The 23,565-nt window shown below is 67.0% G+C and carries 22 protein-coding genes and 1 tRNA gene; 15 read left to right on the top strand and 8 right to left on the bottom strand.

Annotation, left to right across the window (positions count from 1 at the left end):
* Positions 1-47 precede the first annotated feature (47 nt).
* The 4 genes from LWE61_RS14160 (at position 48) to LWE61_RS14145 (ending at position 6,483) form a co-directional block, all read left to right on the top strand.
* Positions 48-2,915, top strand: coding sequence for an Rne/Rng family ribonuclease (locus tag LWE61_RS14160; RefSeq protein ID WP_234151281.1), 2,868 nt, complete (start codon positions 48-50; stop codon positions 2,913-2,915).
* A gap of 867 nt (positions 2,916-3,782) precedes the next feature.
* Positions 3,783-5,114, top strand: coding sequence for a M48 family metalloprotease (locus tag LWE61_RS14155; protein WP_234151361.1), 1,332 nt, complete (start codon positions 3,783-3,785; stop codon positions 5,112-5,114).
* Positions 5,115-5,230: 116 nt separating this feature from the next.
* The gene (locus LWE61_RS14150) at positions 5,231-5,947 is read left to right on the top strand and encodes a DsbA family protein (RefSeq protein ID WP_407696243.1); all 717 of its coding nucleotides are present in this window, start codon (positions 5,231-5,233) and stop codon (positions 5,945-5,947) included.
* Between the two features lie 104 nt (positions 5,948-6,051).
* The gene (locus LWE61_RS14145; RefSeq protein ID WP_234151277.1) at positions 6,052-6,483 is read left to right on the top strand and encodes a metallopeptidase family protein; all 432 of its coding nucleotides are present in this window, start codon (positions 6,052-6,054) and stop codon (positions 6,481-6,483) included.
* 164 nt (positions 6,484-6,647) lie between these two features.
* On the opposite strand, the gene sthA is transcribed toward LWE61_RS14145, so the two are convergent.
* The gene (gene sthA / locus LWE61_RS14140; protein ID WP_234151275.1) at positions 6,648-8,045 is read right to left on the bottom strand and encodes a Si-specific NAD(P)(+) transhydrogenase; all 1,398 of its coding nucleotides are present in this window, start codon (positions 8,043-8,045) and stop codon (positions 6,648-6,650) included.
* 238 nt (positions 8,046-8,283) lie between these two features.
* Between sthA and LWE61_RS14135 the strand changes: the two genes are divergently transcribed.
* Positions 8,284-9,501, top strand: a complete 1,218-nt coding sequence (locus LWE61_RS14135; protein ID WP_234151266.1) for a toxic anion resistance protein — start codon at positions 8,284-8,286, stop codon at positions 9,499-9,501.
* A gap of 11 nt (positions 9,502-9,512) precedes the next feature.
* The gene (locus LWE61_RS14130; RefSeq protein ID WP_234151264.1) at positions 9,513-10,232 is read left to right on the top strand and encodes a hypothetical protein; all 720 of its coding nucleotides are present in this window, start codon (positions 9,513-9,515) and stop codon (positions 10,230-10,232) included.
* A 453-nt stretch (positions 10,233-10,685) separates the two neighbouring features.
* Here the strand turns inward: LWE61_RS14130 and LWE61_RS14125 are convergent.
* Positions 10,686-10,759 (bottom strand) — tRNA-Gln (locus tag LWE61_RS14125).
* A gap of 198 nt (positions 10,760-10,957) precedes the next feature.
* Between LWE61_RS14125 and LWE61_RS14120 the strand changes: the two genes are divergently transcribed.
* Complete coding sequence (locus LWE61_RS14120; protein WP_234151262.1) at positions 10,958-12,112, top strand: Ppx/GppA phosphatase family protein; 1,155 nt, start codon at positions 10,958-10,960, stop codon at positions 12,110-12,112.
* Positions 12,109-12,786, top strand: coding sequence for an RlmE family RNA methyltransferase (locus LWE61_RS14115; RefSeq protein ID WP_234151260.1), 678 nt, complete (start codon positions 12,109-12,111; stop codon positions 12,784-12,786). Before LWE61_RS14120 ends, LWE61_RS14115 begins: the two co-directional genes overlap by 4 nt.
* Before the next feature lie 121 nt (positions 12,787-12,907).
* Here the strand turns inward: LWE61_RS14115 and LWE61_RS14110 are convergent, their stop codons facing one another.
* On the bottom strand, positions 12,908-13,744 hold the full coding sequence (locus LWE61_RS14110) for a DODA-type extradiol aromatic ring-opening family dioxygenase (protein WP_234151258.1): 837 nt from the start codon (positions 13,742-13,744) through the stop codon (positions 12,908-12,910).
* A gap of 265 nt (positions 13,745-14,009) precedes the next feature.
* Between LWE61_RS14110 and typA the strand changes: the two genes are divergently transcribed.
* The 3 genes from typA to LWE61_RS14095 all read left to right on the top strand — a co-directional run bounded on the left by typA (position 14,010) and on the right by LWE61_RS14095 (position 16,833).
* Positions 14,010-15,848, top strand: a complete 1,839-nt coding sequence (gene typA / locus LWE61_RS14105) for a translational GTPase TypA (protein WP_234151256.1) — start codon at positions 14,010-14,012, stop codon at positions 15,846-15,848.
* Positions 15,849-15,923: 75 nt separating this feature from the next.
* Complete coding sequence (locus LWE61_RS14100) at positions 15,924-16,295, top strand: DUF805 domain-containing protein (protein ID WP_234151246.1); 372 nt, start codon at positions 15,924-15,926, stop codon at positions 16,293-16,295.
* A 142-nt stretch (positions 16,296-16,437) separates the two neighbouring features.
* Entirely contained in the window at positions 16,438-16,833 is a 396-nt protein-coding gene (locus LWE61_RS14095) for a hypothetical protein (protein ID WP_326490650.1), read from the top strand.
* Positions 16,834-17,031: 198 nt separating this feature from the next.
* Here LWE61_RS14095 and LWE61_RS14090 read toward each other — a convergent pair whose 3' ends face one another.
* Both LWE61_RS14090 and LWE61_RS14085 read right to left on the bottom strand, forming a co-directional pair.
* Entirely contained in the window at positions 17,032-17,412 is a 381-nt protein-coding gene (locus LWE61_RS14090; RefSeq protein ID WP_234151244.1) for a hypothetical protein, read from the bottom strand.
* A 225-nt stretch (positions 17,413-17,637) separates the two neighbouring features.
* Positions 17,638-18,492 carry an outer membrane protein gene (locus LWE61_RS14085; RefSeq protein ID WP_234151243.1) on the bottom strand — a complete coding sequence of 285 codons (855 nt, stop codon included), beginning with the start codon at positions 18,490-18,492 and terminating at the stop codon, positions 17,638-17,640.
* 368 nt (positions 18,493-18,860) lie between these two features.
* Here LWE61_RS14085 and LWE61_RS14080 point away from each other — a divergent pair, with 368 nt between their 5' ends.
* On the top strand, positions 18,861-19,184 hold the full coding sequence (locus tag LWE61_RS14080; protein WP_234151241.1) for a DUF3297 family protein: 324 nt from the start codon (positions 18,861-18,863) through the stop codon (positions 19,182-19,184).
* 105 nt (positions 19,185-19,289) lie between these two features.
* Here LWE61_RS14080 and LWE61_RS14075 read toward each other — a convergent pair whose 3' ends face one another.
* From LWE61_RS14075 to recF, 3 genes are all read right to left on the bottom strand, one after another.
* Positions 19,290-20,000, bottom strand: coding sequence for a CHAP domain-containing protein (locus tag LWE61_RS14075; RefSeq protein ID WP_407696239.1), 711 nt, complete (start codon positions 19,998-20,000; stop codon positions 19,290-19,292).
* Between the two features lie 142 nt (positions 20,001-20,142).
* On the bottom strand, positions 20,143-20,667 hold the full coding sequence (locus tag LWE61_RS14070; protein ID WP_407696242.1) for a CHAP domain-containing protein: 525 nt from the start codon (positions 20,665-20,667) through the stop codon (positions 20,143-20,145).
* 128 nt (positions 20,668-20,795) lie between these two features.
* Positions 20,796-21,878 carry a DNA replication/repair protein RecF gene (recF, locus tag LWE61_RS14065; protein WP_234151231.1) on the bottom strand — a complete coding sequence of 361 codons (1,083 nt, stop codon included), beginning with the start codon at positions 21,876-21,878 and terminating at the stop codon, positions 20,796-20,798.
* A gap of 94 nt (positions 21,879-21,972) precedes the next feature.
* Between recF and LWE61_RS14060 the strand changes: the two genes are divergently transcribed.
* The 3 genes from LWE61_RS14060 to LWE61_RS14050 all read left to right on the top strand — a co-directional run bounded on the left by LWE61_RS14060 (position 21,973) and on the right by LWE61_RS14050 (position 23,489).
* A complete protein-coding gene (locus LWE61_RS14060; protein WP_234151229.1) occupies positions 21,973-22,530 on the top strand; it encodes a peroxiredoxin in 558 nt (185 codons plus the stop codon).
* A gap of 9 nt (positions 22,531-22,539) precedes the next feature.
* On the top strand, positions 22,540-23,079 hold the full coding sequence (locus LWE61_RS14055) for a thermonuclease family protein (RefSeq protein WP_234151227.1): 540 nt from the start codon (positions 22,540-22,542) through the stop codon (positions 23,077-23,079).
* Between the two features lie 113 nt (positions 23,080-23,192).
* The gene (locus tag LWE61_RS14050; protein WP_234151225.1) at positions 23,193-23,489 is read left to right on the top strand and encodes a hypothetical protein; all 297 of its coding nucleotides are present in this window, start codon (positions 23,193-23,195) and stop codon (positions 23,487-23,489) included.
* The last annotated feature ends 76 nt before the right edge of the window (positions 23,490-23,565 follow it).

Here is a 23,565-nt window from a genome sequence, read left to right as displayed (position 1 = left end):
GCAGCATCGGGCACGCCCCGACAGGCGGGATGGCTGGAGATATTTGAATGACACTTCGCATGTTGATCGATGCGCGCCACCGGGAGGAAACCCGGGTCGCCGTCGTCAAGGGAAACCGGATCGAGGAATTTGATTTCGAGTCCGCCGAGCACAAGCAGCTCAAGGGCAACATCTATCTCGCCAAGGTAACGCGCGTCGAACCGTCGCTTCAGGCGGCGTTCGTCGACTATGGTGGCAACCGTCACGGCTTCCTGGCCTTCTCGGAAATCCATCCCGACTATTACCAGATCCCGCGCGAGGACCGCGAGGCGTTGCTGGCCGAGGAGGCGGAACATGCCGCCGAGGAAGCGGCTTTGCGCGAGGCCGAGGACGAGGATTATGACGGCCCGGATCATGACCATGACGGGCATGAGCATGGCTTTGACGACCAGGCCCATCATGACGAGGACGACGACCATCATGGCCATCATGGCGATGCGTCGGCCGAAGAGGGCGCCGAGGACGGCACCGACACGGGCGAGCGCGCCGAGGGCGAGAGCGAAGGCGAAGGTTCGGGCGAAGAGGGTGGCCGTGGCCGTCCGCGCCGCCGGGGCGGCAGCAAGATCGACGCCGCCGCCGAGGAGCTGCGCCGCAAGCGCATGGCGCTGCGTCGCCGCTACAAGATCCAGGACGTCATCCGCCGCCGTCAAGTGCTGCTGGTGCAGGTCGTCAAGGAAGAGCGCGGGAACAAGGGCGCGGCGCTGACCAGCTATCTGTCGCTGGCCGGTCGCTATTGCGTCCTCATGCCCAACACCAGCCATGGTGGCGGCATTTCGCGCAAGATCAGCAATAACGCCGACCGCAAGCGGTTGAAGTCGATCATCGCCGAACTGGCGCTGCCGTCGTCCATGGGTTGCATCGTCCGCACGGCGGGCCTGAGCCGCACGAAGCCGGAAATCCGCCGCGACTTCGACTATCTCGCCCGGCTGTGGGACGAAATCCGCGAGAACACGCTGGGCGCGACCGCGCCCGCGCTGATCCACAACGACTCCGACCTTATCAAGCGCGCGATCCGCGACATCTACAACCGCGACATCGAGGAAGTGATCGTCGAGGGCGAGCATGGCTATAAGGCGGCGAAGGATTTCATGCGCCTGCTGATGCCCAGCCATGCGCGCAAGGTCCGCACCTATGCCGACCCCGTGTCGCTGTTCCAGCGGTTCGGCGTGGAGGACCAGCTGGCCGCCATGTATCATCCGGTCGTGCAGCTCAAGTCGGGTGGCTATCTGGTCATCAACCCGACCGAGGCGCTGGTGTCGATCGACATCAACTCCGGCCGTTCGACCCGCGAGCATAATATCGAGCAGACGGCGACCGCCACCAACCTGGAGGCGGCGCGCGAGATCGCCCGTCAGTTGCGCCTGCGCGACATGGCCGGCCTGGTCGTCATCGACTTTATCGACATGGAGCATAACTCCAACGTCCGTAAGGTCGAGAAGGCGATGAAGGAGTCGCTGAAGGACGATCGCGCCCGTATCCAGATCGGCCGCATCTCCAGCTTTGGCCTGATGGAGATGAGCCGCCAGCGCCTGCGCACCGGTGTGCTGGAAGCGTCCACGCGCGCCTGCCCGCATTGCGAGGGAACCGGACTGGTTCGCACGGCATCGTCGGCGGGCCTCAGCGCGCTGCGCCTGCTGGAGGAAGAGGCCGCGCGCGGTCGCGGCTCCATCATCACGCTGCGCGCCAGCCAGGAAGCCGCCTTCTACGTCCTCAACAACAAGCGGCGCGAGATCGACGAGATCGAGGCCCGCTATGGCGTGCTGGTCCAGATCTTGCCCGATGGCGAGGACGAGGGCGCGCGCATGTCCGTCGAGGCGACCGGGCCGCGTCCTGAAAAGGTCGTGACCTACGCCCCCGTCGTGGAGGAGCCTGAAGAGGACGAAATCTACGACGAGGAAGAGGTCGAGGAAGAAGAAGCCGAGGTCGAGGTCGAGGACGAGGGCGAGCGCGCACCGCGCGAGCGTTCGAACGGCGAAGACCGGGGCGACGACGGCAACCGCAAGCGCAAGCGCCGCCGCCGTGGCCGTCGCGGCCGCCGCGATGGCGAGCCGGGCGAGGGCAATGGCGATGGTTCGGTTGACGGTTCGGGCGAAGGTTCGGGCGACGACGAGGCCGGCAATGGCGATGCGGGCGACGACGCTGGCGACAAGGAGGGCGGCGCTGCCCCCACCGCGTCCGAAGGCGACGCCGCAGCGGTTGGCGACGATGGCCAGCCCCGCAAGAGCCGTCGCGGTCGCCGGGGTGGCCGTCGCCGTCGTGGTGGCGAGAATGGCAGTTCCGAGACTGGTGCCGCTGACAGCGATGGCGAGTCGGTCGCAGCGGATGCGGTGGCTGGCGAAGGCGATGCCGGTGACATCGTCCCCGTCGCGGACGCCGTCGTCGAAGCGCCCGTCGCAGACGTGGCCGTCGAGCCGGAGCGCAAGACGCGCCGCCGTCCCCGCGCCCGAAAGGGTGCCGAGGAGGCTGTCGCCGTGGACGCGCCCGTCGCCGTTGTCGAAGCGCCCGCAGCCGAAGCGCCTGTCGCAGAGGATGCAGCCGAAGAGGTGAAGCCCAAGCGTCGCGGTCGCAGGACCAAGGCGCAGATCGAAGCGGAAGCCGCGGAGGCAGCGGCACTGGCCGCCGCGCCCGCCGCAGCCCCGGCTGTCGAGGCCGAGCCGGACGCGCCCGCACCCAAGCCGCGCCGGACCCGCGCGAAGAAGGTGAAGGCGGACGAGGGCGCCGAGGCCGGCGCACCCGCCGCCGAGGCGGCGACGCCTGCTCCGGCGGAGGCTCCGGCCGCTGCCGAGGCATCGTCCGATCAGGGCGAAGCCGGCGAAGTGAACGAATCGGGCGAGCCGGTTCGTCGCGGCTGGTGGCAGCGCACCTTCGGCAACTGAGGCAGGACCGGCGGTCCCTATGTGGACCGGCAGTCATTGATCCAGACCGGCGACGGCCCCGCTCCTGTGCGGTGGTCGTCGCCGATCCGGTCGCCCGATGCCGGGCGGCGGGACCATCGGGTTGGGGAGTGCCCCTCCGGGCCGGTCGGTGCCGGTGTCCTGGCTCCGGGCCGTCGAGTCCGGGACAGGGTTTCAAGGCGGGTTTTTCCGAGACCTGTTTGTCGGGGCGCGCTGTCCGGGCTGGACGGCAGCGGGATGATCGCGCCGCACCGATAAGCGGGTGGGGCATGTGGACAGGCCGCACGATCGCGTTAGACTGCGATCAGGTTTCCTTGAATCGTCATTGCGAGCGCAGCGAAGCAATCCACGGCACCCCTGCATGATGGGTGGGGCTTTGCCCGCCTTCAATTCAGGGCGCTCGCAAGGGCGGGGTTGATGCATTCAACGGCATCACGCGGCAGGAACGGTGTATGCAGGCAGGGCATATTGGGCCAGACAGGTGGGCCAGAGTATAGCGGATCAGAGTATAGGCAGGCGATGCAGACGGGCCAGACAGATGGGCCATACAGACAGGGCCCGTTCAGGCAGAGGCAGTATGACGGCATCATGGCACCGCTGAAGCCCCGCCTTTTTCGCCGACTGTCGGGCGTTTTTTCCGCCTGTGCGGAGCGCCTTGGCCGTGGCCGGACGGGCGACGCATCGGACGGCGACGCTCCCATCCGCGATCCCCGCATCAGCAACACCCGCATCCGCGACGCACGCCTTGTCGGCGCCCCTCGTTTCGCTGTCCGCAGCGAGGCCCCTATCCGCCGCGATGCCGACAGGTTCGCCAGCCGTCCCCTGCGCGCCCTGCGCGGGGCGGTCGCCATGGCGCTGCTGCTCCACCTCAGCCTCTCACCCGCCAGCGCGCAACAGATGCTGCGCGATGCGGAGACGGAGGCGTTGCTGGCGGAGGCGTCGGCCCCGCTCATCAAGGCGGCGGGTCTCGACCCGCGCAATGTGCAGGTTCTGCTCATCAACGATCCGAGCATCAACGCCTTTGTCGCGGGTGGCCAGATCGTGTGGCTCCACACCGGCCTGCTGGCGGAGGCGGACAATATCAACCAGGTGCAGGGCGTCATCGCCCATGAACTGGGCCATATCGAGGGCGGCCATATCATCCGCTCGTCGGAGGGGATGAAGGTCGCGACCGGAATCACCCTGCTCAGCCTCGTGCTGGGCGCGGCGGCGATTGCGGCGGGCGGCGGCGAGGCGGGGATGGGCATATTGGCCGCCGGGCAGCAGGCGGCGATGGGCAAATATCTGGCCTTCAGCCGAACGCAGGAAAGCAGTGCCGATCTGGCGGGCGCGCGCTATCTCCACACCGCCGGGATCACCGGCAAGGGCAGTCTGGAGTTCTTCAAGAAGCTCCAGAACCTCGAATATCGTTATCGCGTCGCGGAGACGGCGGACGATGGCTATGCCACGACCCACCCCATGTCCGGCGACCGGATTGCGACGCTGACCGACCTGTACAAGGCGGACCCGGCGTGGAACCGCCCGATCGACCCGGCGCTGGAGGCGCGGTTCGAGCGGGTAAAGGCCAAGCTGATCGGTTTCGTGTCCGACCCGCCGGTGACGCTGCGCAAATATCCGCCCAGCAACATGACCGCGCCCGCCCTCTATGCCCGCGCCTATGCCTGGCACAAGGGCGCCTACCCGGAACAGGCGCTGGGCGCGGCGGACAATCTGCTGCAATATTTGCCCAACGACCCCTATTTCCTGGAGTTGAAGGGCCAGATATTGCTGGAGAACGGCCATCCGGCGGACGCCATCGCGCCGTTGCGGCGCGCGGCGGCGGGCACGGCGAACAACGGCCTGATCGCGGGGATGCTGGGCCATGCGCTGGTCGCGACGGAAGACCCGTCGCATCTCGACGAGGCGGAGCGGGTGCTGCGCAGCGCGCTGGCCCGTGATCGGGAAAATCCCTTTGCCTGGTATGTGCTGGGCACCGTCTATGCGCGCAAGGGCGACCTGTCGCGCGCCGCGCTGGCCAGTGCGGAGCAGTCCAACCTGTCCGGCGACGAGCCGCAGGCGCTGCGGCAGGCGGAACGGGCGATGGCGGGCCTGAAACCCGGCACCAATGACTATCTGCGCGCTCAGGACATCGTGATGGTGTCGCGCGGCGCGATGGAACGCAGCAGGAAGAAAAAGAAATGACCGACACGATCACCCCCGGCACGCTGGCTCGCGCGGGGCGCACCATGCTGGGCGCCATCTTTACGCGGACCGGCCCGCGTCGGCCCCTGCGCTCGCGCGTTACCCTGCCGCTGGCGATGGTCGCGGTGGTGGGCGTGGGGGCGGCCGCGGGCGCGGCGCTGACCGGCGACAAGGCCGGGGATGTGCCCGCCGCCGAACGGGCGCGGATCGAGGCGGTGGTGCGCGACTATATCCTCGCCCACCCGGAGATCATCCCCGAAGCCATCGAGAAACTGCGCGGGCAGGAGATGGCCAAGTCGGTCAACGACAATCGCAAGGATCTGGAAACGCCCTATGCCGGGGCGTGGGACGGCGCGGCGGACGGCGATGTCACGCTGGTCGAATTCTTCGATTATGCCTGTGGCTATTGCCGGGCGTCCGCCCCCTATGTCGCCCGACTGGTGGCGGAGGACAAGCGGTTGAAGGTCGTCTATCGCGAGCTGCCGATCCTGGGCGAGGACAGCATCGTCGCGGCGCGTGTCGGCCTGCTGGCGGCGGACAGCGGCAAATATCCCGCCTTTCACAAGGCGATGTACGATGGCGAGAAGGTGGACAAGGGCGGCATCCTGAGCGCCGCCGACAAGGCTGGACTGGACAAGGCCAAGGTGCAGGCGATCCTGTCGTCGCGCGGCACCGCCGACGAATTTGGCAAGAATGTCGGGCTGGCGCAGGCGCTCAACGCGCGGGGGACGCCGCTGTTCGTGGTGGGCGACCAGATCCTGCATGGCGATGTGGGCTATGACGCGCTGAAAGAGGCCATCGCGAAGACGCGGGCCAGCAAGAAGAAACCCTGAATCCGCGGTGGTGCCGAGGCGTGGACATTTGACCTCTCCCGACCGTTGCGGAGGACGGGGAGCGGGTCGGTGAACGGAAGGAAGAGGGCCGTGCTACTGATGATATGGGGCGTGATGCCCGATCCCGTGCGGCGCGGCTGAACATGGACCGCCACGCCCCCGACGCCGCCGCGATCGAGGCGCTGGCCCAGCGCGCCATCGACCGCATACCCGATGCGTTGCGCGCGCACCTCGACGGCATCGTCTTTCGGGTGGAGGAGTTTGCGGACGAGGAGGCGCTCGCCGCGCTGGGCATCGAGGATGCGTGGGAGCTGAGCGGCCTGTACGAAGGGCGGCCGCTGACCGAACGGAGCATCTGGGAATCGGGCGACCTGCCGCCGCGCATCCGCCTGTTCCGCCGGCCGCTGCTGGAGGAATGGGTGGATACGGGCGTCGCGCTGGACGACCTGATCGCCCATGTCATCATCCATGAGATCGGCCATCATTTCGGCTTTTCGGATGAGGATATAGACGCGATCAATAGGGGCCGGGATTAGGGCGGGGCGGGATCAGGGCGTGATGATTTCCCCCTGAGTCGTCATGCGGGCGTAACGAAGCAATCCAGGAGCGCCGAAGGGAGTCGGTTGGGCTTCGCCCGCCGTCGGTTCGCTGCGCTGGCACGGGCGAGGTGGGGCAATCTGATGTCGTCACGCCCGCGCCATCATCCGACCCGTGGCATACGGTTCCACGCATCCAGCGCCGCGACCTTATAGGCCTCCGCCAGCGTCGGATAGTTGAAGGTATTCTCGATGAAATAGTCGATCGTGCCCTTCAGGTTCAGCACCGCCTGCCCGATGTGGATCAGCTCCGTCGCGCCTTCCCCGATGATATGCACGCCCAGCAGCCGCCGGGTCTTGAGCGAGAAGATCATCTTCAACATGCCATGGTCCAGCCCCATGATATGGCCGCGCGATGTCTCCCGAAAGCGGGCGATGCCGCACTCATAATTGATCTTGCGGTCGTGCACCTCCTGCTCGCTCATTCCCACGGTGGAGATTTCGGGAACGGCGTAGACGCCATAGGGGAAATAGGCGGGGGCGGGGGGCACCGGCAGGTCGAACGCATGGCAGGCGGCGATGCGCCCCTGCTCCATGGAGGTGGAGGCGAGGCTGGGGAAGCCGATCACGTCGCCCGCCGCATAAATGTGCGGCACTGCGGTCTGGAACGTCTTGGCATCGACGGTCAGCCGCCCGCGCGCGTCCGTCTCCAGTCCGCACTCCGCCAGCCCCAGCGACGCCGTCGCGCCCATCCGCCCGGCGCAATAGAGCAGCATTTCGGTGCGCACCGACCGGCCATCCTCCGTCGTGGTGCAGATGCGCCCGCCGGCGTCCCTGACCGCGGAGACGACCGGCGACCCCAGCCGGAAGGTCACGCCCCGGTCGCGCAACTGGTGGACGAACTCGTCGATAATCTCCCGGTCGACGAAATCAAGGAAGGTGGAGCGCGGCTCGATCACCGTCACCGCCACGTCCAGCGCGGAGAAGATGGTGGCATATTCGATGCCGATCACGCCCGCCCCGACCACGGTCATGGTGCGCGGCAGGCGGGGCATCTCCACAATCTCGTCGCTGTCCATGATGTCCGGGTCGGCGAAATCTATGCCGTCGGGATGGAAGGGGATGGTGCCGACCGCGATCAGGAACCGGTCGCCCTGCACCACCATCTCGCTGGAATCCGGGGCGAAGACGACAATATGGTTGGGATCGACGAAGCGCGCGAAGCCGGACATGGTGTGCACGCCGTTACGCTGGAACTGATGCTCCAGCACGTCCACCTCATGCTCCAGCGTCTTGGTCAGGCGCATGCCCAGGTCGTCGCTGCTGATGTCCTTCTTGACGCGGTAGGAGCGGCCGTAGAAGCCGCGCTCCCGCCAGCCGGACAGGTTCAGCGCGGTCTCGCGCAGCGTCTTGGACGGGATGGTGCCGGTGTGGACGGAGACGCCGCCGACCCGCTTGCGCCCCTCCACCACCAGCACGGACTTGCCTAGCTTGGCCGCCTGCACGGCGGCGCGGCGCCCGGCGGGGCCGCTGCCGATCACGACGAGATCATATTTTTCCATGGCGTCTTTTCCCCCAATGCGGCCATCCCCATGTCCCCGATCAAGGACCATGGCCGCGAACCCCCGACACCCTCTGTCCGGCCCATGCTATGATGTTCCCGTCCCGTTGCAAAGGTGCGTCGGGAACCGGCCGGATCGCCCGCCTCTTATGCCTGTATCTGGGGCGGGAGAGGAAGGCCCCGCTTGCGTCTTGAAGACAAGGTGCGTTATTAACATATAACACCTCCAGGAGGATTTGATGGCCACCAACGCCCCTACGCAAGCCCGTGAGGATTTGACCCTGACCCCGCCGGAGCCGGTCGCGCCGGTGACGCCGGAGAAGGCGGCGGGCCTCGTCCCCATCGACGCGGAGACACGATCGAAGCTGGAGGAGCGGGTCGACGCCTTTGTGGGCGAACTGGCCGCGCTGGACGCCAACAGCCCGGAATTCGGGGCGAAGGTTGATCAGATTACCGCCATGGGGCGCAGGGAGGTCGCGGATGCGGCGGGCCATTCCAGCCGTTTCCTCGACCGGCCGGTGCGCGCGATGGACGCGGACAGCAAGGTGGGGGCGGACCTCGCCGCGTTGCGCCGCACGGTGGAAGACCTCGACCCCGGTCGTCGTGGCCGGCTGACCGCGCCGCGCAAATTGTTCGGCATCATCCCGTTCGGCAACCGGATGCGCGGCTATTTCGACGGCTACAAGAGCAGCCAGAGCCATATCAACGCGATCCTGACCAGTCTGGCCAGCGGCAAGGACAGCCTGCTGAAGGACAATGCCGCCATCGACGTGGAGCGGCAGAATATGTGGGCGACCATGGGCCGTCTGGAACAGATGATCCACATCGCCAAGGTCATGGACGGGCGGCTGGAGGCCAAGGCGTTCGAACTGGAAAGCGCCGATCCGGCCAAGGCCAAGGCGATCCGGGAGAGCGCGCTCTTCTACGTCCGGCAGCGCACCCAGGATCTGCTGACGCAGATGGCGGTGACGGTCCAGGGCTATCTGGCGCTGGATCTGGTGAAGAAGAATAATGTCGAGCTGGTTAAGGGCGTGGACCGGGCGTCCACCACCACCGTCGCCGCGCTGCGCACCGCCGTCACCGTGGCGCAGGCGCTGATGGGGCAGAAGCTGGTACTGGAGCAGATCGGTGCGCTCAACACGACCACCGCGGGCCTGATCGATTCGACCGGCGAGATGCTGAAGACCCAGACCGCGCGCATCCATGAACAGGCGGCGGCCTCCACCATCCCCATCGAGACGCTGCAACGCGCCTTCCAGAATATCTATGACACGATGGACAGCATCGACACGTTCAAGCTGAAGGCGCTGGACAGCATGAAGGTGACGGTGGCGACCCTCTCCAGCGAGGTGGAGAAGTCGCGCGGCTATATCGCGCGGGCGGAGGGGCAGGAGCGCGGTGCGCTGGAATCACGGGCGGCGGGCGGTGGCGGGACGCTGCTCGACGTGGTGGAATGACGGGGCGGGCGATGCGCAACAGCCGCTTTTCCGAGGTGGATCGCCAGGTGCAGCGCAGCGCGGACCTGCTCGCCCGCGTCAGCGCGCGCCAGATCGGCCGTCGTGCCCGTTCCGCTGGACGCCGGGCGAAGCGGGCGGTGAAATATGCGGTGTGGAGCGTGACGGCGATCATCGTCATCACGCTGGGCTGGGCGATCATCGCGCCCATCGGCTTGCAAGGCGTGCTGATCGCGGCGCTGGCCCTGTTCGGCGCGGTCGTCCTGTCGGTGCTGCTGAGCGCGGAGCGGACGCCGCCCGTGCAGGCGCTGGGCGGGATGGAGCTGTCCGCCCTGCCGATAGCGACGGAACGCTGGCTGGACGGGCAGCGCCGGTCGCTGCCCGCGCCCGCGATGCTGCTGCTCGACCGGATCGGTGAGCGGCTGGAGGCGATGGCGCCGCAATTGCAACGGCTGAACCCCGGCGAACCCGCCGCGCGGGAGGTGCGGGCGCTGTTGTCCGAACATCTGCCGCAACTGGTCGTGGGCTATCAGTCCATTCCCGCCGACCTGCGCCGGGTGGAGCGCAACGGCCGCGTGCCCGACCGGCAACTGATCGAGGGGCTGGGCGTCATCGAGCGGGAGATGGGCGAGATGACGGAACAACTGGCGCGCGGCGACTTGGACAGTCTGGCGGCGCACGGTCGCTATCTGGAGCTGAAATATGTGGATGAGAGGGACGGCGAGCCGGGGTGACGCGGGCGTGCAGGGCGATTGCGTCAGATTATTTCCGAAATGTTAATTTTGCACTTGCGAAGAGGAATGATGCGGTGCACAAAGGACGTGCCTTTCAGGCATCCTCTCCTAAAACTCATCGGGCCGCTCTGAAAAGAGCGGCCTTTTTTTTGGTTCTGGACGCAGGTGCGAAGGGGCTGGGGAGGGGCAGGCGGAGAAAGCCGGGGCGCCGCTTTGCCGAATCCGGCACCGGACTGGCGGCGGGGCCGACAGGAGCGGCGGGCGGCTGGAGCCTTGTCAAATCCCGCGAAAACATGCTGTTTTTTTGGATGCCGCCTGGACCGGGCCGCTGGCCGTCAACGATCAACGTGCACATGCTTTTGGGGAAACCCGCCATCCCTATCGCCCGGCCGCACGGTTTGCGCGCGCAAAACACAGGCGTCCGGTGGTGGTGATGTCTGGCGATGGGGGATTTGGATGCCCGACGAGGATTCGAACCTCGATTAGCGGAGTCAGAGTCCGCTGTCTTACCTTTAGACGATCGGGCAGCGCATAGCGCATCAAGCGTAGGCGGGCCATCTAGGCGTAGCTTTGCCATGGGTCAAGTCCCTTTGGCGCCAAACCGCGTCCTTGCAATCGCGGCCATCCGCCACGGGGCTTGCCTAACGCCCCGGCATTTCATAGCCTGTGCCCAAGTCCCGGCGCTCCATTGCGACCGGTGGAAGAACAGAAAAGAAGACAAGACCATGGTGCGTAAGGTTTCGACACATCGGTCGCGTGCGCCCGCCAGCGCCGCGCCGGACAGGGCGGTCGTGCCCCCACGGGGCGATCCGCGGGCCGGGGCGACGGCGATTTCCCTCCTCCGCCCCGATCGCCATTCTGGCCCGCCGCGCAGCAATTTCGCCGCCATCGACCTGGGCACCAACAATTGCCGCCTGCTGATCGCCCGCCCGGCCGAGGATGGATTCGTCGTGGTCGACGCCTTCTCGCGCATCGTGCGGCTGGGCGAGGGGCTGGAGGCGACGGGGCGGCTGAGCGAGGCCGCCATCGACCGCGCGATTTCCGCCCTGTCCGTCTGCGCGGGCAAGCTGCGCCGCCGCCGGGTGACGCTGGCCCGTTCCGTCGCGACGGAGGCCTGCCGCCGGGCCGACAATGGCGATGATTTCGTCCGCCGCGTCTATGACGAGACGGGGATCAAGCTGGACATCATCTCCGCGCGGGAGGAGGCGCGGCTGGCCGTGCTGGGCAGCCACAGCCTGCTGGAGACGGGCGACGGCCCGGCGATGATCTTCGACATCGGCGGCGGATCGACCGAACTGGTGTTGCTGGACACCAGTTCGGACGCGCCCCGCATCCTCGACTGGCACAGCGCGCCCTGGGGCGTGGTGTCGCTGTCGGAGAGCATCACCGGCACCGGATCGCCCGATCCCGCGACCCGCGAAACCGCCTATCGGGCGATGCGCGAGCGGGTGGCGGAGGCGCTCAGCAGTTTTGTCACGCGCCTGCCGGGCGGCACGACATTGCGTATGCTGGGAACGTCGGGCACGGTGACGACACTGGCCAGCGTCCATCTCGACCTGCCGCGCTACGACCGTTCCTCCATTGATGGGCTGATGATGCCGACCGAAACTTTACGTGGCATTGCCACCCGGCTGGCCGGGATGAGCATCGACGACCGCGCCGCCCTGCCGTGTATCGGGCCGGAGCGCGCCGACCTGGTGGTGGCCGGCTGTGCGATACTGGAGGGGATATTGGACGTGTGGCCCGCCGACCGGCTGTCCGTCGCGGACCGGGGCATCAGGGAGGGTATCCTGCGCAGCCTGATGCATGGCAACGCGTCCCTGCCGCAATCGGCCCCGCCGCCATCCGCTCTGGCCCAGGCCGCACAGGTGCGCGCATGAGCCGGGGCGATCCGGGCCGGGGCCTGCACATCCGCGTCAAGAGCGCGCGGGGCCGCACCGCCCAGTCCGCCCGCTGGCTGGAGCGGCAGCTCAACGACCCCTATGTCCGCAAGGCGCGGGCGGAGGGCTATCGCAGCCGCGCCGCCTATAAATTGCTGGAGCTGGACGAGAAGTTCGGCCTGCTGAAAGGCATGAAGAATGTTGTCGATCTGGGGGCGGCGCCCGGCGGCTGGGCACAGGTGGCGAAGAAGAAATGCCCGCAGGCGAGCGTGGTCGGTATCGACCTGCTGCCCATTGATGCCCTGCCGGATGTCACCTTCTTCCAGATGGATTTCATGGACGACGCTGCGCCAGACAAGTTGATCGAGGCGCTGGGCGCTGCGCCCGATCTGATCCTGTCGGATATGGCGGCCAACACGGTGGGCCATGCCCAGACGGACCATCTGCGCACCATGGGGCTGGTCGAGGCGGCGGCGTGGTTCGCCATCGAGACGCTGCGCCCCGGCGGCGGCTTCGTCGCCAAGGTGTTTGCGGGCGGAACGGACGGTGCGCTGCTGAAGGTGCTGAAGCAGCACTTCAAGACGGTGAAACATGCCAAGCCGCCCGCGTCCCGCAAGGAATCGAGCGAATGGTATGTGATCGCGCAGGGGTTCAAGGGGCAGGCGGAGGATTAAGGGCCGGGCGTGACGAACGGGGCTGGGTCTGATTCAGCCGATCCCGGATAGTGCCGCGTCCGTTCGACTGGTTCCGCAGGAACGCGAGAGGGTTGGGCAGATGTCCCACCCACTCGCCCCCCTATGCGAAGCGGAAGGCCGATAGCGCGGTCTTCATCACTTCCTCGGTGTAGATCCGTTCGCCCGCGCTTTCGGATGCGCCCGCCGCGACCATCAGGGGCAGCAGATGCTCCTCCTCCGGGTGGCTGTATCGTGCGGCGGGGGCGGCGGCCCAGTCGGCGAGGAGGGTGGCGCGCTGCGCCTCGTCCTGTCCCACCGCGCCGACCAGCCAGGCGTCGAACGCCTGCGACGGTTCGGTCGAGCGCGGGTCGCCATAGCCGCGCATGTTGTGAAAGCTCATGCCGGTCATGACCAGCAGCACATTATCGTCGCGCAAAGGGGCCAGCGCCCGGCCCGCCGCCAGATGCAGCGCGGGGTCGAGGCGGCGGTCCAGCGACATCTCCACCACCGGAATGTCAGCATCGGGAAAGGCGACCAGCATCGGCACGAAGACGCCATGGTCGAGGCCGCGCGCATCGTCCACCCGCGCCTCCAGCCCGGCGGCGAGCAGCAGGTCGCGGGCCTGCGCGGCCAGCGCGGGATCGCCGGGCGCGGGATAGGTGAGTTCATAGGTGCTGGGCGGAAAGCCATAATAGTCGAAGATGAGATCGGGCGCAGAATGGCCGGTGAAGGCGAACCCGTCCGTCTCCCAATGCCCTGACGCGATCAATATGGCACGGGGGCGCTGGGGCAGGGAGGCGGCGATACCGCGCAGGAACGCCTCCATCCCCGTCCAGGTGCCACGCGGGTCCGGCATGAAGAAGCAGGGGCCGCCGCCATGGGGCAGGTAGAAGGCGGGCTGGCGAGCGAGGCCCGCAGTGGCGGGCGACGCGGGCGGGGTGGGGAGGCTGCTGGTCATGCACAGGACATTAGGACGGGCGGTGCGCCGCGCCAGAGGGCACATTGCTGTAACCGGAATATAAGTCGGCAGGACGGGATGGGCGACGGGGCCGGAGCGGTCCATCGGTCGCCGCATGCGGGGACGGCGGGGCGGCTTGTCCCGTCCTTCACGCGGAAGTGTGGCGTGCGGCTCTTCCTGCGCCGGAGATATTCTGCTAAGGGCGCGCCCGAAACCTCTGCGCGGCGTCATGTCAGCGGAGGCCCTCATATCCCAAAGGCATCACATGTCCCTGCGTAATATCGCGATCATCGCGCACGTCGATCATGGCAAGACCACATTGGTCGACCAGCTTTTCCGCCAGTCCGGCACCTTTCGCGAGAACCAGCGCATCGAAGAGCGCGCCATGGATTCCAACGATCTGGAAAAGGAACGCGGGATCACCATCCTGGCGAAGCCGACATCGGTCGAGTGGACCCCGCCCGGCGCGACGGAAGCCGTCCGCATCAACATCGTCGACACGCCCGGTCACGCCGACTTCGGCGGTGAAGTCGAGCGCATCCTGTCCATGGTCGACGGCGTCGTCCTGCTGGTCGATTCGTCGGAAGGCGCGATGCCGCAGACGAAGTTCGTGACCGGCAAGGCCCTCGCCCTCGGCCTCAAGCCCATCGTGGTAGTCAACAAGGTCGACCGCCCGGACGAGCGTATTCAGGAAGTGCTGGACGAAGTGTTCGACCTGTTCGTGTCGCTGGACGCCAGCGACGAGCAGCTCGACTTCCCCGTGCTCTATGCGTCGGGCCGTAACGGCTACGCCAGCGAGGACGCGACGCGCCGCGAGGGCACGCTGACCCCGCTGTTCCAGAAGATCGTCGACCATGTGCCGCCGCCGGCGCTGGACGTGGACGCGCCCTTCACCTTCCTCGTGACGCTGCTCGACCGCGACAACTTCCTCGGCCGCGTGCTGACGGGCCGCGTGACGTCGGGCAAGCTGAAGGTCAATCAGGCGATCCATGCGCTGGATTCGGACGGCAAGGTCATCGAGACCGGCCGTGCGTCCAAGATCATGTCGTTCCGCGGCCTGGAGCGGGTTCCGGTGGACGAGGCGCAGGCGGGTGACATCATCTCGCTTGCCGGTCTGGCCGTCGCGACCGTGGCGAACACCATCGCGGACACCAGCGTTTCGGTTCCGATTCAGGCCCAGCCGATCGACCCGCCGACGCTGTCGATGCGCTTTGCCGTGAACGATTCGCCGATGGCGGGCCGTGAAGGCGACAAGGTGACGAGCCGCATGATCCGCGACCGCCTGTTCCGCGAAGCCGAATCCAACGTCGCCGTGAAGGTGACGGAATCGGCGGACAAGGACAGCTTCGAAGTCGCCGGTCGTGGCGAGCTTCAGCTGGGCGTGCTGATCGAGACGATGCGCCGCGAGGGTTTCGAACTGGGCATTTCGCGTCCCCGCGTGCTGTTCGGCACGGACGAGGCGGGCAACCGCACCGAGCCGTATGAAACCGTCATGATCGACGTCGATGACGAATTCTCCGGCACGGTCGTCGAGAAGATGAACATCCGCAAGGCCGAGATGACCGACATGCGTCCGTCCGGTGGCGGCAAGACCCGCATCACCTTCTCCGCCCCGTCGCGCGGCCTGATCGGCTATCATGGCGAATTCCTGTCCGACACGCGCGGCACGGGCATCATGAACCGGCTGTTCGAGAAGTATGGTCCCCACAAGGGCAAGATCGAGGGCCGCAAGAATGGCGTCCTGATCTCCAACGGCGCGGGCGAGGCCAATGCCTATGCGCTCGGTCCGCTCGAAGAGCGTGGCGTGCTGATGGTCGGCGTGGGTGAGGCGCTCTACGAAGGCATGATTATCGGTGAGAACGCCAAGCCGGACGATCTGGAAGTCAACCCGATGAAGTCGAAGGCGCTGACCAACTTCCGCGCCAGCGGCAAGGACGACGCCGTTCGCCTGACCCCGCCGTGGAAGCTGACGCTGGAGCAGGCGATCGCCTATATCGACGATGACGAGCTGGTCGAAGTCACGCCCAAGAACATCCGCCTGCGCAAGCGGTTCCTCGACCCGAACGAGCGCAAGCGCATGAAGCGGAGCGCGGAGGCGGCATAATCGCCCCTTGCACCCGTAAGGAATAGGAATAGCCTCCCCCAAGTCACCATGACGGTGATTTGGGGGAGTTTCCTTATGGAAGGGGTGGCGATGGCGCTGCGGCGTTCTGCCGACTTCAACGGGCGGTCGCAGCGCATGCAATATTGGATGTTCCAGCTGGCGCTGTTCCTGCTCTATCTGCTGATTGCGGTCCTTGTCGTGCCGTTCGTCAGGCTGTCGGGCGGCGATGGCTGGACGGCGGCCTATTCGCTCAGGGCGCTGGTGCAGATCGTCCTGCTGATCCCGCTTGTCGCGATACAGGTCCGCCGTTTCCACGATCAGGATCGGTCGGGCTGGTTCGTCCTGCTCAACCTCATCCCGTTCGTCGGTGGGCTGATCGTGCTGCTGTTCATGTGTCTGGAGGGGACGCGCGGGGACAATCGCTTTGGTCCCGTCCCGGCGGCCTGACCCCGGCCTTGCGGCGCTGAACCCCTTATTAACCATCCATTCGCGCCCGGTTCAGAGGGCATGGGCCATTCTCTCCTGCATGTCGCGGCGGTGACGGTCTTTCGTCCAGCATCGCCCGCACAGGCAAATGGAGGATGAGGCCATGCAGTTCTTTGGGCAGTTTCCACGCAAAACTATGATGTTCGGCATCGCGCTCGCGCTGGCGGGTACGGGCGCCGTGACGGCGGCCCCGGCCGCAGCGCGCACGCAGGTTTATGTGGGTGTCGGCACCGGCTATGGCGGCTATCAGAATGTCGGCTGGCGGGATGACGGCTATCGGTACGGCGATGGGCGCTATCGGGACGGGCGCTATCGCGACGGGTATCGCGATAACTGGCGCGGCGGGGATCGGCGCGGATGGGGCTATGGCGACCGTCGCGGCTGGCGCGGGGACAGCGGCTGGCGGGGCAATGGCAACTGGCGGGGCCGTGAGCGGTGCTGGACCGAGTGGCGGTGGAGCCGTTACGATGGCCGGGTGCCGGTGCGCATCTGTCGCTGAGGATGGGGAGGGCGGTCCGCAGGGGCCGCCTTTCTTGCTGGCGGGTGTGCGTCTGGAAATGGCCGCGCCTGAAGCGTATGATGTGAGATCCACAACCTCGTCATTGCGAGCGCGGCGAGCCGCAGGCGGGCGAAGCCCAACCAATCTACTGCGGGTCGCCGCGCTCGCAATGATGATTCAAGGAAAAGTCATCGCACTCTAGAAATGATAGTTGAGGGTGCCGCCGACGGGCCGGAACGTGAACGTCATGTCGCCCGGCCGAAATTGCCGGACGGGCTTTACGGTATAGGCGCAGTCCCAGCAGGTGCCGGGGCGGGCCGTGCCCGATGCGGCGACGAGGGTGGCGGTTCCATCCGCAGGCGGCGCCTCGCGGTGTGCATGGGCATCGACGGGGCCGCTCCATTCGCTGTGCAGGCGCGCCTTGCGATATTGCTCGACCAGCCGGGCGGCGGCGCGCTTTGCGGCTGCCGTTCTTGCGCCGCCGGGATCGCGAGCGACGGCGGGCGCCGCGGGTAGGAGAAGGCTGGCGGCGACGCCCAGCCACAGGGCCATGGGCACGGGTGACGGGCGGTTCGGCATGGGTGTCGAAATCCTCGCGGCGCGGGTGGGTTATGGCATGCCAGAGCCGATTCCGATCCGATTGCATCGGTCCGGCTGCTCCAGCCATCTGTTTGGCAAACGCTCTAACCCCATATTGTGACAGCGGTTCCGGCGTTGGGCTGGGGCAATCACAGAAAATGCGCGCAGCAAAAAGGGCGATCGCATCGCTGCGACCGCCCCCTGTTGCGCCACGCGCCGATCGGATCAGAAGCGGAAATTCACCGTGCCGCGAATCGCATGATAGTTGAAGCTCTGGTCGCGGGGGCGCAGGTTGGTGCCGCCCGTGCCAAAGGGAACGCCGGTCGGGTTGGCAATGCTGGCCGGGGTGACGGCGGTGACGAACGTCTTGTCGTCGTTGATGTCGGTGTAGAGATATTCCAGGCCAATGCTGATCTGCTTCGTCACCATCGCCTCGATACCGCCGCCCGCCTGATAGCCCCAGGCGTCGTCGCTGCCCTGCTGGGTGAAGGTGGAGGTGGTGTTGGTGGTGAAGAAGCCATGCTTCATATTGGCATAGACGCCGCCGCCGGTGGCGTAGAACAGGATGCCGCCATTGGGCGTATAGCCCGCGCGCAGACGGGCCGCCGCCATCCAGTCCACGCCGCGCGTGAAGCTGTAGTTATGGGGTGTGCCGCTGAACGCGGTGGTGCGGTCGACGGCGTCGGTCTTGCCGCCTTCCAGCACGGCGCCGAGGACGAAATTGCCCATGCGGCGGTCATAGCCGATGCGGCCGAAATATTCGCCGCGGTCCTTGTCGCCCTTACAGCCCGGAGGCGGGTTGGACGGGGTGTTGGAGCGGGGAAAGCCGTCGCAGAAGCCGGGGGCAAAGGCGTTGCCGCCGCCGGCGTTGAGCACGGTGTTGTCGTAATTGCCGTTGCGGTCGGTGTCGAACTCGACCGTCCCGTCGCCGGTGCTCTGCACGTCATAGCCGCCACCGGCGCCGATGTAGAAGCCGTTGAAATGGGTGGCGCGCTCGCCGGTGTCCTGCGCCATGGCGGGCGCCGCGGCCAGCATGGTGGCGGTGGCCAGCGCGGCCATGATGGTTGTCTTGCGCTGCATGATGTCCCTTTCTCTACTCTTGTCCGGTGCGTTCCCCCTTGGGAACCGTCGGCGGTTACGCGGTGCAAAACCGGGCTGGGCGGAAGGAGTTGCAGGCGGTGCGGGCGCATCCCGCGTTGGCCGGGGCGAGCGTGACGCATGAGCAACAGTGCCCTGCGCCGATTTCGGGTGCGCGGGCCGTCTGGGCAGGGGCCAAGGCCATGGTCTTCCTGCGCTTTTGCGGGGCAGCAATAGTTCGACATATCGTGCGGCGCAGCATGGCGTGCCGCGCCGCGCCAAAAAGTGTCGGGGGCCGGAACCAAATGGGTGGGAAGCGATTGGCGCCGCTTTTGTTGACGGCACGGGGGCCAAGGCGCTAACCGGGCGGGATGAGCACCGATACCCCACCCGATCGCCTGTCGACCAACCCGCGCAGCCCGCATTTCAATCTGGAGGTGCTCCAGCGGGGCATCGGCATCCGGTTCAAGGACCGGGTGCGGACCGATGTGGAGGAATATTGCCTGTCGGAAGGCTGGGTGCGGGTCGCCGCGGGCAAGAGCCGGGACCGCCATGGCCAGCCGATGACGCTGAAGCTGTCCGGCCCGGTCGAGGCATGGTTCGAGGATGTGGCTGAGGGCGCTGACGGCGCGGCGGATGCGGGCGCAGAGGCAGGCGCAGCCGCAGCCGATAAGGACCAGCCCGCAGGCGAATAAGCCGCAAGGGGCGGTGCCGCCGGTGTGGCGGTGCCGCCGGTGTGGCGGTCCCGCCAATTGTGATCGCGGAGGGAAAGGCCCGTTCGGCAGGGCCTCCCCGCGGCCTTAGTTCAGTCGCGCCTCGCGCTTTACCTCGCGCACGATCATCGCCAGCGTCCGGTTGGGTCTGCCGGTCGTGACCGACGAATCGCGCGCCATGCGGAACAGGGCCGGATCGATGGTCAGCCGGGGCCGGTCGCCGGAAGGCCGGGGTAGGGTGTCGCGCTGCGCCACGACCACTGGCTTTGCAAAGTGGCCGGTCGGTGCGTCATCCTCACCCTCATCCCTCTCCGCTTGCGTCGCCGCATAGACAGCGCGCTGGTTGACGGTCCGGGGGTAGATGAAGCCGTTCACGGGGTTGAGGCGCGCGCCCATCTGTTGCCCCTGACCCCACCAGATCCGCACCTGACTCCAGTCATTCTCCGCCGAGGCGTCGATGGCCAGCACGTCCCGCTCGATCAGGCCGGGCCCGGACCAATTGGCGTGGCGCAGCAGGATGCGCCGGTCGTCCACCACGCGGGAGACGACGGCGACATGGCCCAGCGGCATGGCGTCGGTGTTGGCGAGGGCGATGACCGCGCCCGGCTTCGGCTCGTTGCCGCGCCGGTACAGCCCCTCGGCCTGATTCCACCAGGTCCAGGCGTCGCCATGGATGCGGATGCCGCTCAGTTCGCGCGCATAGGGCACGCATTGCAGCACGTCCGCCGCCAGCGACGGCGATATGATGATGCCCATTGCCAACAAAGGCACGGCGACGCCCCGAATCAGGCGTTTCACGATCCGCACGGCAACTCCCTTGGTCGCGTGTGATGTCCCGCGACGGGAGGTACAGCCAAGAGGTCGAAACGGGCTTAACGGCTTTGGTTAATGAATTAGGATTGTCCGCTCAGCATGATGAGCCGTGACAAATATGCGCTGTTCAGCGCAGCGAGGCCATCTGAACGCCGCTGACGGGCAGGGCGGGGGCAGGCGCGGCGGCGGCATAGATGAAGCCGTTGGCGACATTGGGGCGCAGGCCCAGATTGCCGATGGGACCGTACCAGACCTTCACGCTGCTCCAGTCGCCCGCTGCCGAGACATCGACGGCGCGCACATCACGCTCGATACCGCCGCGATAGGACCAGTTGGCGTGGGTGAGGAGGACTTCGCGGTCGCTGACGACCTTGCTGACCATGGCGACATGACCGGCGGGCATGGCGCGCGATGCGGCGAAGGAGAGGACGGAGCCGACCTGGGGCAGGGTGCCGCGCAGATATTTGCCGGCGGCGTCATGCCACCAGTTGGCGGCCCGACCGAAAAGCTGGATGCCCGACACCTGCCGCGCGAAGGGCGCGCATTGCAGGACGCCACCACTGGCCGCCTGTGCAGGGGTGCCTGCGAACAGGCCGCCCATAACCAGGCTGAACGTCAGAGCAAGCGCGAACAGCGCGCCTTTGAACTTCATCATCGGGAAATGCGACCCCACCTTTTTCTTGGAGGCTGGATGCCCGGCAGGCCGGTGAAAAGAAATGGATCAGCGGCGAAACGATTGGGCGATGGGGTGAGTTGTGCGGTGCGGTATGAAGAAGTTCCTTATCCTGCGACGACCTGCCCTTCATCGACGATGAACCGTGCGGCCGCACCGATGCCGTCGAACAGGGCGGCTTCCGTGCCGGTCATCCACACCTGCCCACCGGTGGCGCGCAGCCGGTCGAACAGTGCGATTCGCCGCGCCGGGTCGAGATGGGCCGCGACCTCGTCCAGCAGGACAACCAGCGGCCGTCCGGTGTCGCCGCCGACGATGGCGGCATGGGCGAGGATGAGGGAGAGAAGCAGCGCCTTCTGCTCACCCGTGGAACAGAGCGCGGCGGCCTGTCCCTTGTCCGCATGGGTGACGATGAGGTCGGCGCGGTGCGGCCCGGTCAACGTGCGTCCGGCGCCCGCGTCACGGCCCCGGCCGGATCGCAGGGCGGCGGCGAGCGCGCCTGGCGCCCCGGTCCAGCCGTCCAGCGCCAGCCGGGGCCGGGCGAATATATCCTCGTCCGTCTGGCCCAGAACCTGACCCAGCCGCGCCAGCACATGCCGCCGCGCCATGTCGATGGCATGGCCATGGGCGTCCATCTGCGCCTCCAGCGCGGCCAGCCATTCGGGGTCGGCGGGGCGTTCCTCCGCCAGCAGCGCGTTGCGCGCGCGCATCGCGGCCTCATAACGGGCGCTGTGGGTGCCATGGTCGGGACGCAGGGCCAGCACCAGCCGGTCGAGGAAGCGTCGCCGCCCGCCGGGGCTTTCGATGAACAGCCGGTCCATGGCGGGGGTCAGCCAGCTGATCGCCAGATGCTCCGCCAGTGCGGTGGCCGCCGCCGCCGTGCCGTTGACGCGCACCTGCCGCCGGTCGGGCGTCGCGGCCAGCGTGCCGGTGCCGATCCGCGCGCCCGCGACATCCGCCGCTATACCGAAACCGCCCGGCCCGTCCTGCCGCGCCATGTCACGCAGCGCCACGCCGCGCAGGCCCCGTCCGGGCGCGAGCAGCGACACGGCCTCCAATATATTCGTCTTGCCCGCGCCATTGTCCCCGGTCAGCACGATCATCGCGCTGGCGGGCAGCGCCGCGCCCGGCAGGATCAGCGCGTCGCGATGATTGCGAAAGTCGGTAAGGGCGAGGCGCTCGACAGGCATGCGCCCTGCTATGCGCCCGCGCGTGACAAGGGAAGGGGGGCGTGGCACTTAGGGTGGCACACGCGCGTCGGGGCGGCTGTATTGGGAGTGGATTATGCGCACTATATTGGGTTTGGCCGCGATGACGGCGGCGGTCGTGCTGGCGGCGGCACCGGCATCCGCGTCTCTGGCGGTCGGGGCGAAGGCGCCCGATTTCACCACGCGCGGGGCAAAGGGCGGCAAGGTCTTCACCCTGCACCTGTCGGACGCGCTGAAGAAGGGACCGGTCGTCCTGTATTTCTTCCCCGCCGCCTTCACCACCGGCTGCACGGCGGAAGCGCGCGAGTTTGCGGACCAGAGCGACGCCTTTGCCAAGGCCGGGGCGACCATCATCGGCATGTCGAACGATCCGGTCGATACGCTTGCCCGCTTCTCCAAGGAGGAATGCCGGGACAAATTCGCCGTGGCGTCGGCCGGGCCGGACATCATCAAGGGCTATGACGTGGCGCTGCCCCCCATCGAGGGACGGCCGATGCTGGCGGGCAAGACCAACCGCACATCCTATGTCATCGCGAAGTCGGGGCGCATCGCCTATGTCCATAGCGACCTGAATTATAAGGAGCATGTCAGCGGCACGCTGGCGGCGGTCCAGTCCATCGCACCCCGGAAATAGGCTGCCATCATGCGCCGCCTGCTGGGCCGGGGGGCGGTGCCTGTGCTGGTCCTGCTCCTTGCGCTTTGCTGGACGATGTTCGGCGGGCGCAGGGAGGAGGGGCGGCTGATCGACGCACAAGGGCGGCGGGTGTTCGTCGCGGACGGCGACACGCTGCGCATCGGGACGGAGACGGTTCGGCTGGCGGGGCTGGACGCGGTGGAGCGCGCGCAATTCTGCGTCGGGGCGCAGGGCGATGGCTGGAGTTGCGGCCAGTCGGCGCGGGAGGCGTTGGCCGGGCTGGTGGCGAAGGGCGGGCTGCGCTGCACGACCGTGGAGCGGGACCGCTATGGCCGGACGGTGGCGCGTTGCGCCGTCGACGGGGCGGGCGATGTGGGCGCGGCGCTGGTCATGGCGGGATGGGCCGTAGCGGACGGCGCTCGCTATGCCGCGCTCCAGCAGCAGGCGCGCGATGCCCGGCGCGGCATCTGGGGCGGCACCTTCGAGGCGCCTGCGGTCTGGCGCGAACGCAACCGGGTGGAGCCGAAGCGAGTGGGGAGCGGTGGGTGAGGGGGTAATGCGGTCGCGGCCATTCAAGCCTTCCTTTGCCCTCCACCATTGAAGACAACAGAAGTGCGCAATAAAGCCTCCATACGGGCGAAACGTCGTTGATGGGTGCAAAGATGAAATCCCGCTTTTTCGCATTGATTGGCGGAATTCTTTCCATGGTGGGATGTGCTGACCCCAATGCGCCCATCAAAACCCGCGCGGGCAAGCTCACCCAGATGCAAGTTAACGCCATCGTGCACAGTTGCGGCGGAAATCCAGAAATGGTGAGGGTCGAAAATGGCGATCTGATAATCTATCCTGCAAAAGACATTAACATCACTGGATGTATTATTAAGGCACTACAAGCCACTGGCCAGACAACGCTAAGTCGGGTCGAGAATGAGCGATACGACCCGCCGGGAAGCCAGTAAGCCCGGTTCCTTTGTTACCGTCCGCTTTTCATCAGAGTGGCATCGAAACCCGACAGTCCCCTTCCCACCCACATTC

It is taken from the genome of Sphingobium sufflavum (assembly GCF_021403115.1).
Taxonomy (GTDB): domain Bacteria; phylum Pseudomonadota; class Alphaproteobacteria; order Sphingomonadales; family Sphingomonadaceae; genus Sphingobium; species Sphingobium sufflavum.
The sequence above is the reverse complement of the archived record's forward strand: the minus strand, read 5'-3'. Positions and strand labels throughout refer to the sequence as shown.

What these genes read in the sequence shown, in the direction of transcription:
- LWE61_RS14160 (WP_234151281.1), top strand. Translation starts at nt 48, where the DNA reads ATGACACTTCGCATGTTGATCGATGCGCGCCACCGGGAGGAAACCCGG.
- LWE61_RS14155 (WP_234151361.1), top strand. Translation starts at nt 3,783, where the DNA reads ATGGCGCTGCTGCTCCACCTCAGCCTCTCACCCGCCAGCGCGCAACAG.
- LWE61_RS14150 (WP_407696243.1), top strand. Translation starts at nt 5,231, where the DNA reads ATGGTCGCGGTGGTGGGCGTGGGGGCGGCCGCGGGCGCGGCGCTGACC.
- LWE61_RS14145 (WP_234151277.1), top strand. Translation starts at nt 6,052, where the DNA reads ATGGGGCGTGATGCCCGATCCCGTGCGGCGCGGCTGAACATGGACCGC.
- sthA (WP_234151275.1), bottom strand. Translation starts at nt 8,045, where the DNA reads ATGGAAAAATATGATCTCGTCGTGATCGGCAGCGGCCCCGCCGGGCGC.
- LWE61_RS14135 (WP_234151266.1), top strand. Translation starts at nt 8,284, where the DNA reads ATGGCCACCAACGCCCCTACGCAAGCCCGTGAGGATTTGACCCTGACC.
- LWE61_RS14130 (WP_234151264.1), top strand. Translation starts at nt 9,513, where the DNA reads ATGCGCAACAGCCGCTTTTCCGAGGTGGATCGCCAGGTGCAGCGCAGC.
- LWE61_RS14120 (WP_234151262.1), top strand. Translation starts at nt 10,958, where the DNA reads ATGGTGCGTAAGGTTTCGACACATCGGTCGCGTGCGCCCGCCAGCGCC.
- LWE61_RS14115 (WP_234151260.1), top strand. Translation starts at nt 12,109, where the DNA reads ATGAGCCGGGGCGATCCGGGCCGGGGCCTGCACATCCGCGTCAAGAGC.
- LWE61_RS14110 (WP_234151258.1), bottom strand. Translation starts at nt 13,744, where the DNA reads ATGACCAGCAGCCTCCCCACCCCGCCCGCGTCGCCCGCCACTGCGGGC.
- typA (WP_234151256.1), top strand. Translation starts at nt 14,010, where the DNA reads ATGTCCCTGCGTAATATCGCGATCATCGCGCACGTCGATCATGGCAAG.
- LWE61_RS14100 (WP_234151246.1), top strand. Translation starts at nt 15,924, where the DNA reads ATGGAAGGGGTGGCGATGGCGCTGCGGCGTTCTGCCGACTTCAACGGG.
- LWE61_RS14095 (WP_326490650.1), top strand. Translation starts at nt 16,438, where the DNA reads ATGCAGTTCTTTGGGCAGTTTCCACGCAAAACTATGATGTTCGGCATC.
- LWE61_RS14090 (WP_234151244.1), bottom strand. Translation starts at nt 17,412, where the DNA reads ATGCCGAACCGCCCGTCACCCGTGCCCATGGCCCTGTGGCTGGGCGTC.
- LWE61_RS14085 (WP_234151243.1), bottom strand. Translation starts at nt 18,492, where the DNA reads ATGCAGCGCAAGACAACCATCATGGCCGCGCTGGCCACCGCCACCATG.
- LWE61_RS14080 (WP_234151241.1), top strand. Translation starts at nt 18,861, where the DNA reads ATGAGCACCGATACCCCACCCGATCGCCTGTCGACCAACCCGCGCAGC.
- LWE61_RS14070 (WP_407696242.1), bottom strand. Translation starts at nt 20,667, where the DNA reads ATGAAGTTCAAAGGCGCGCTGTTCGCGCTTGCTCTGACGTTCAGCCTG.
- recF (WP_234151231.1), bottom strand. Translation starts at nt 21,878, where the DNA reads ATGCCTGTCGAGCGCCTCGCCCTTACCGACTTTCGCAATCATCGCGAC.
- LWE61_RS14060 (WP_234151229.1), top strand. Translation starts at nt 21,973, where the DNA reads ATGCGCACTATATTGGGTTTGGCCGCGATGACGGCGGCGGTCGTGCTG.
- LWE61_RS14055 (WP_234151227.1), top strand. Translation starts at nt 22,540, where the DNA reads ATGCGCCGCCTGCTGGGCCGGGGGGCGGTGCCTGTGCTGGTCCTGCTC.
- LWE61_RS14050 (WP_234151225.1), top strand. Translation starts at nt 23,193, where the DNA reads ATGAAATCCCGCTTTTTCGCATTGATTGGCGGAATTCTTTCCATGGTG.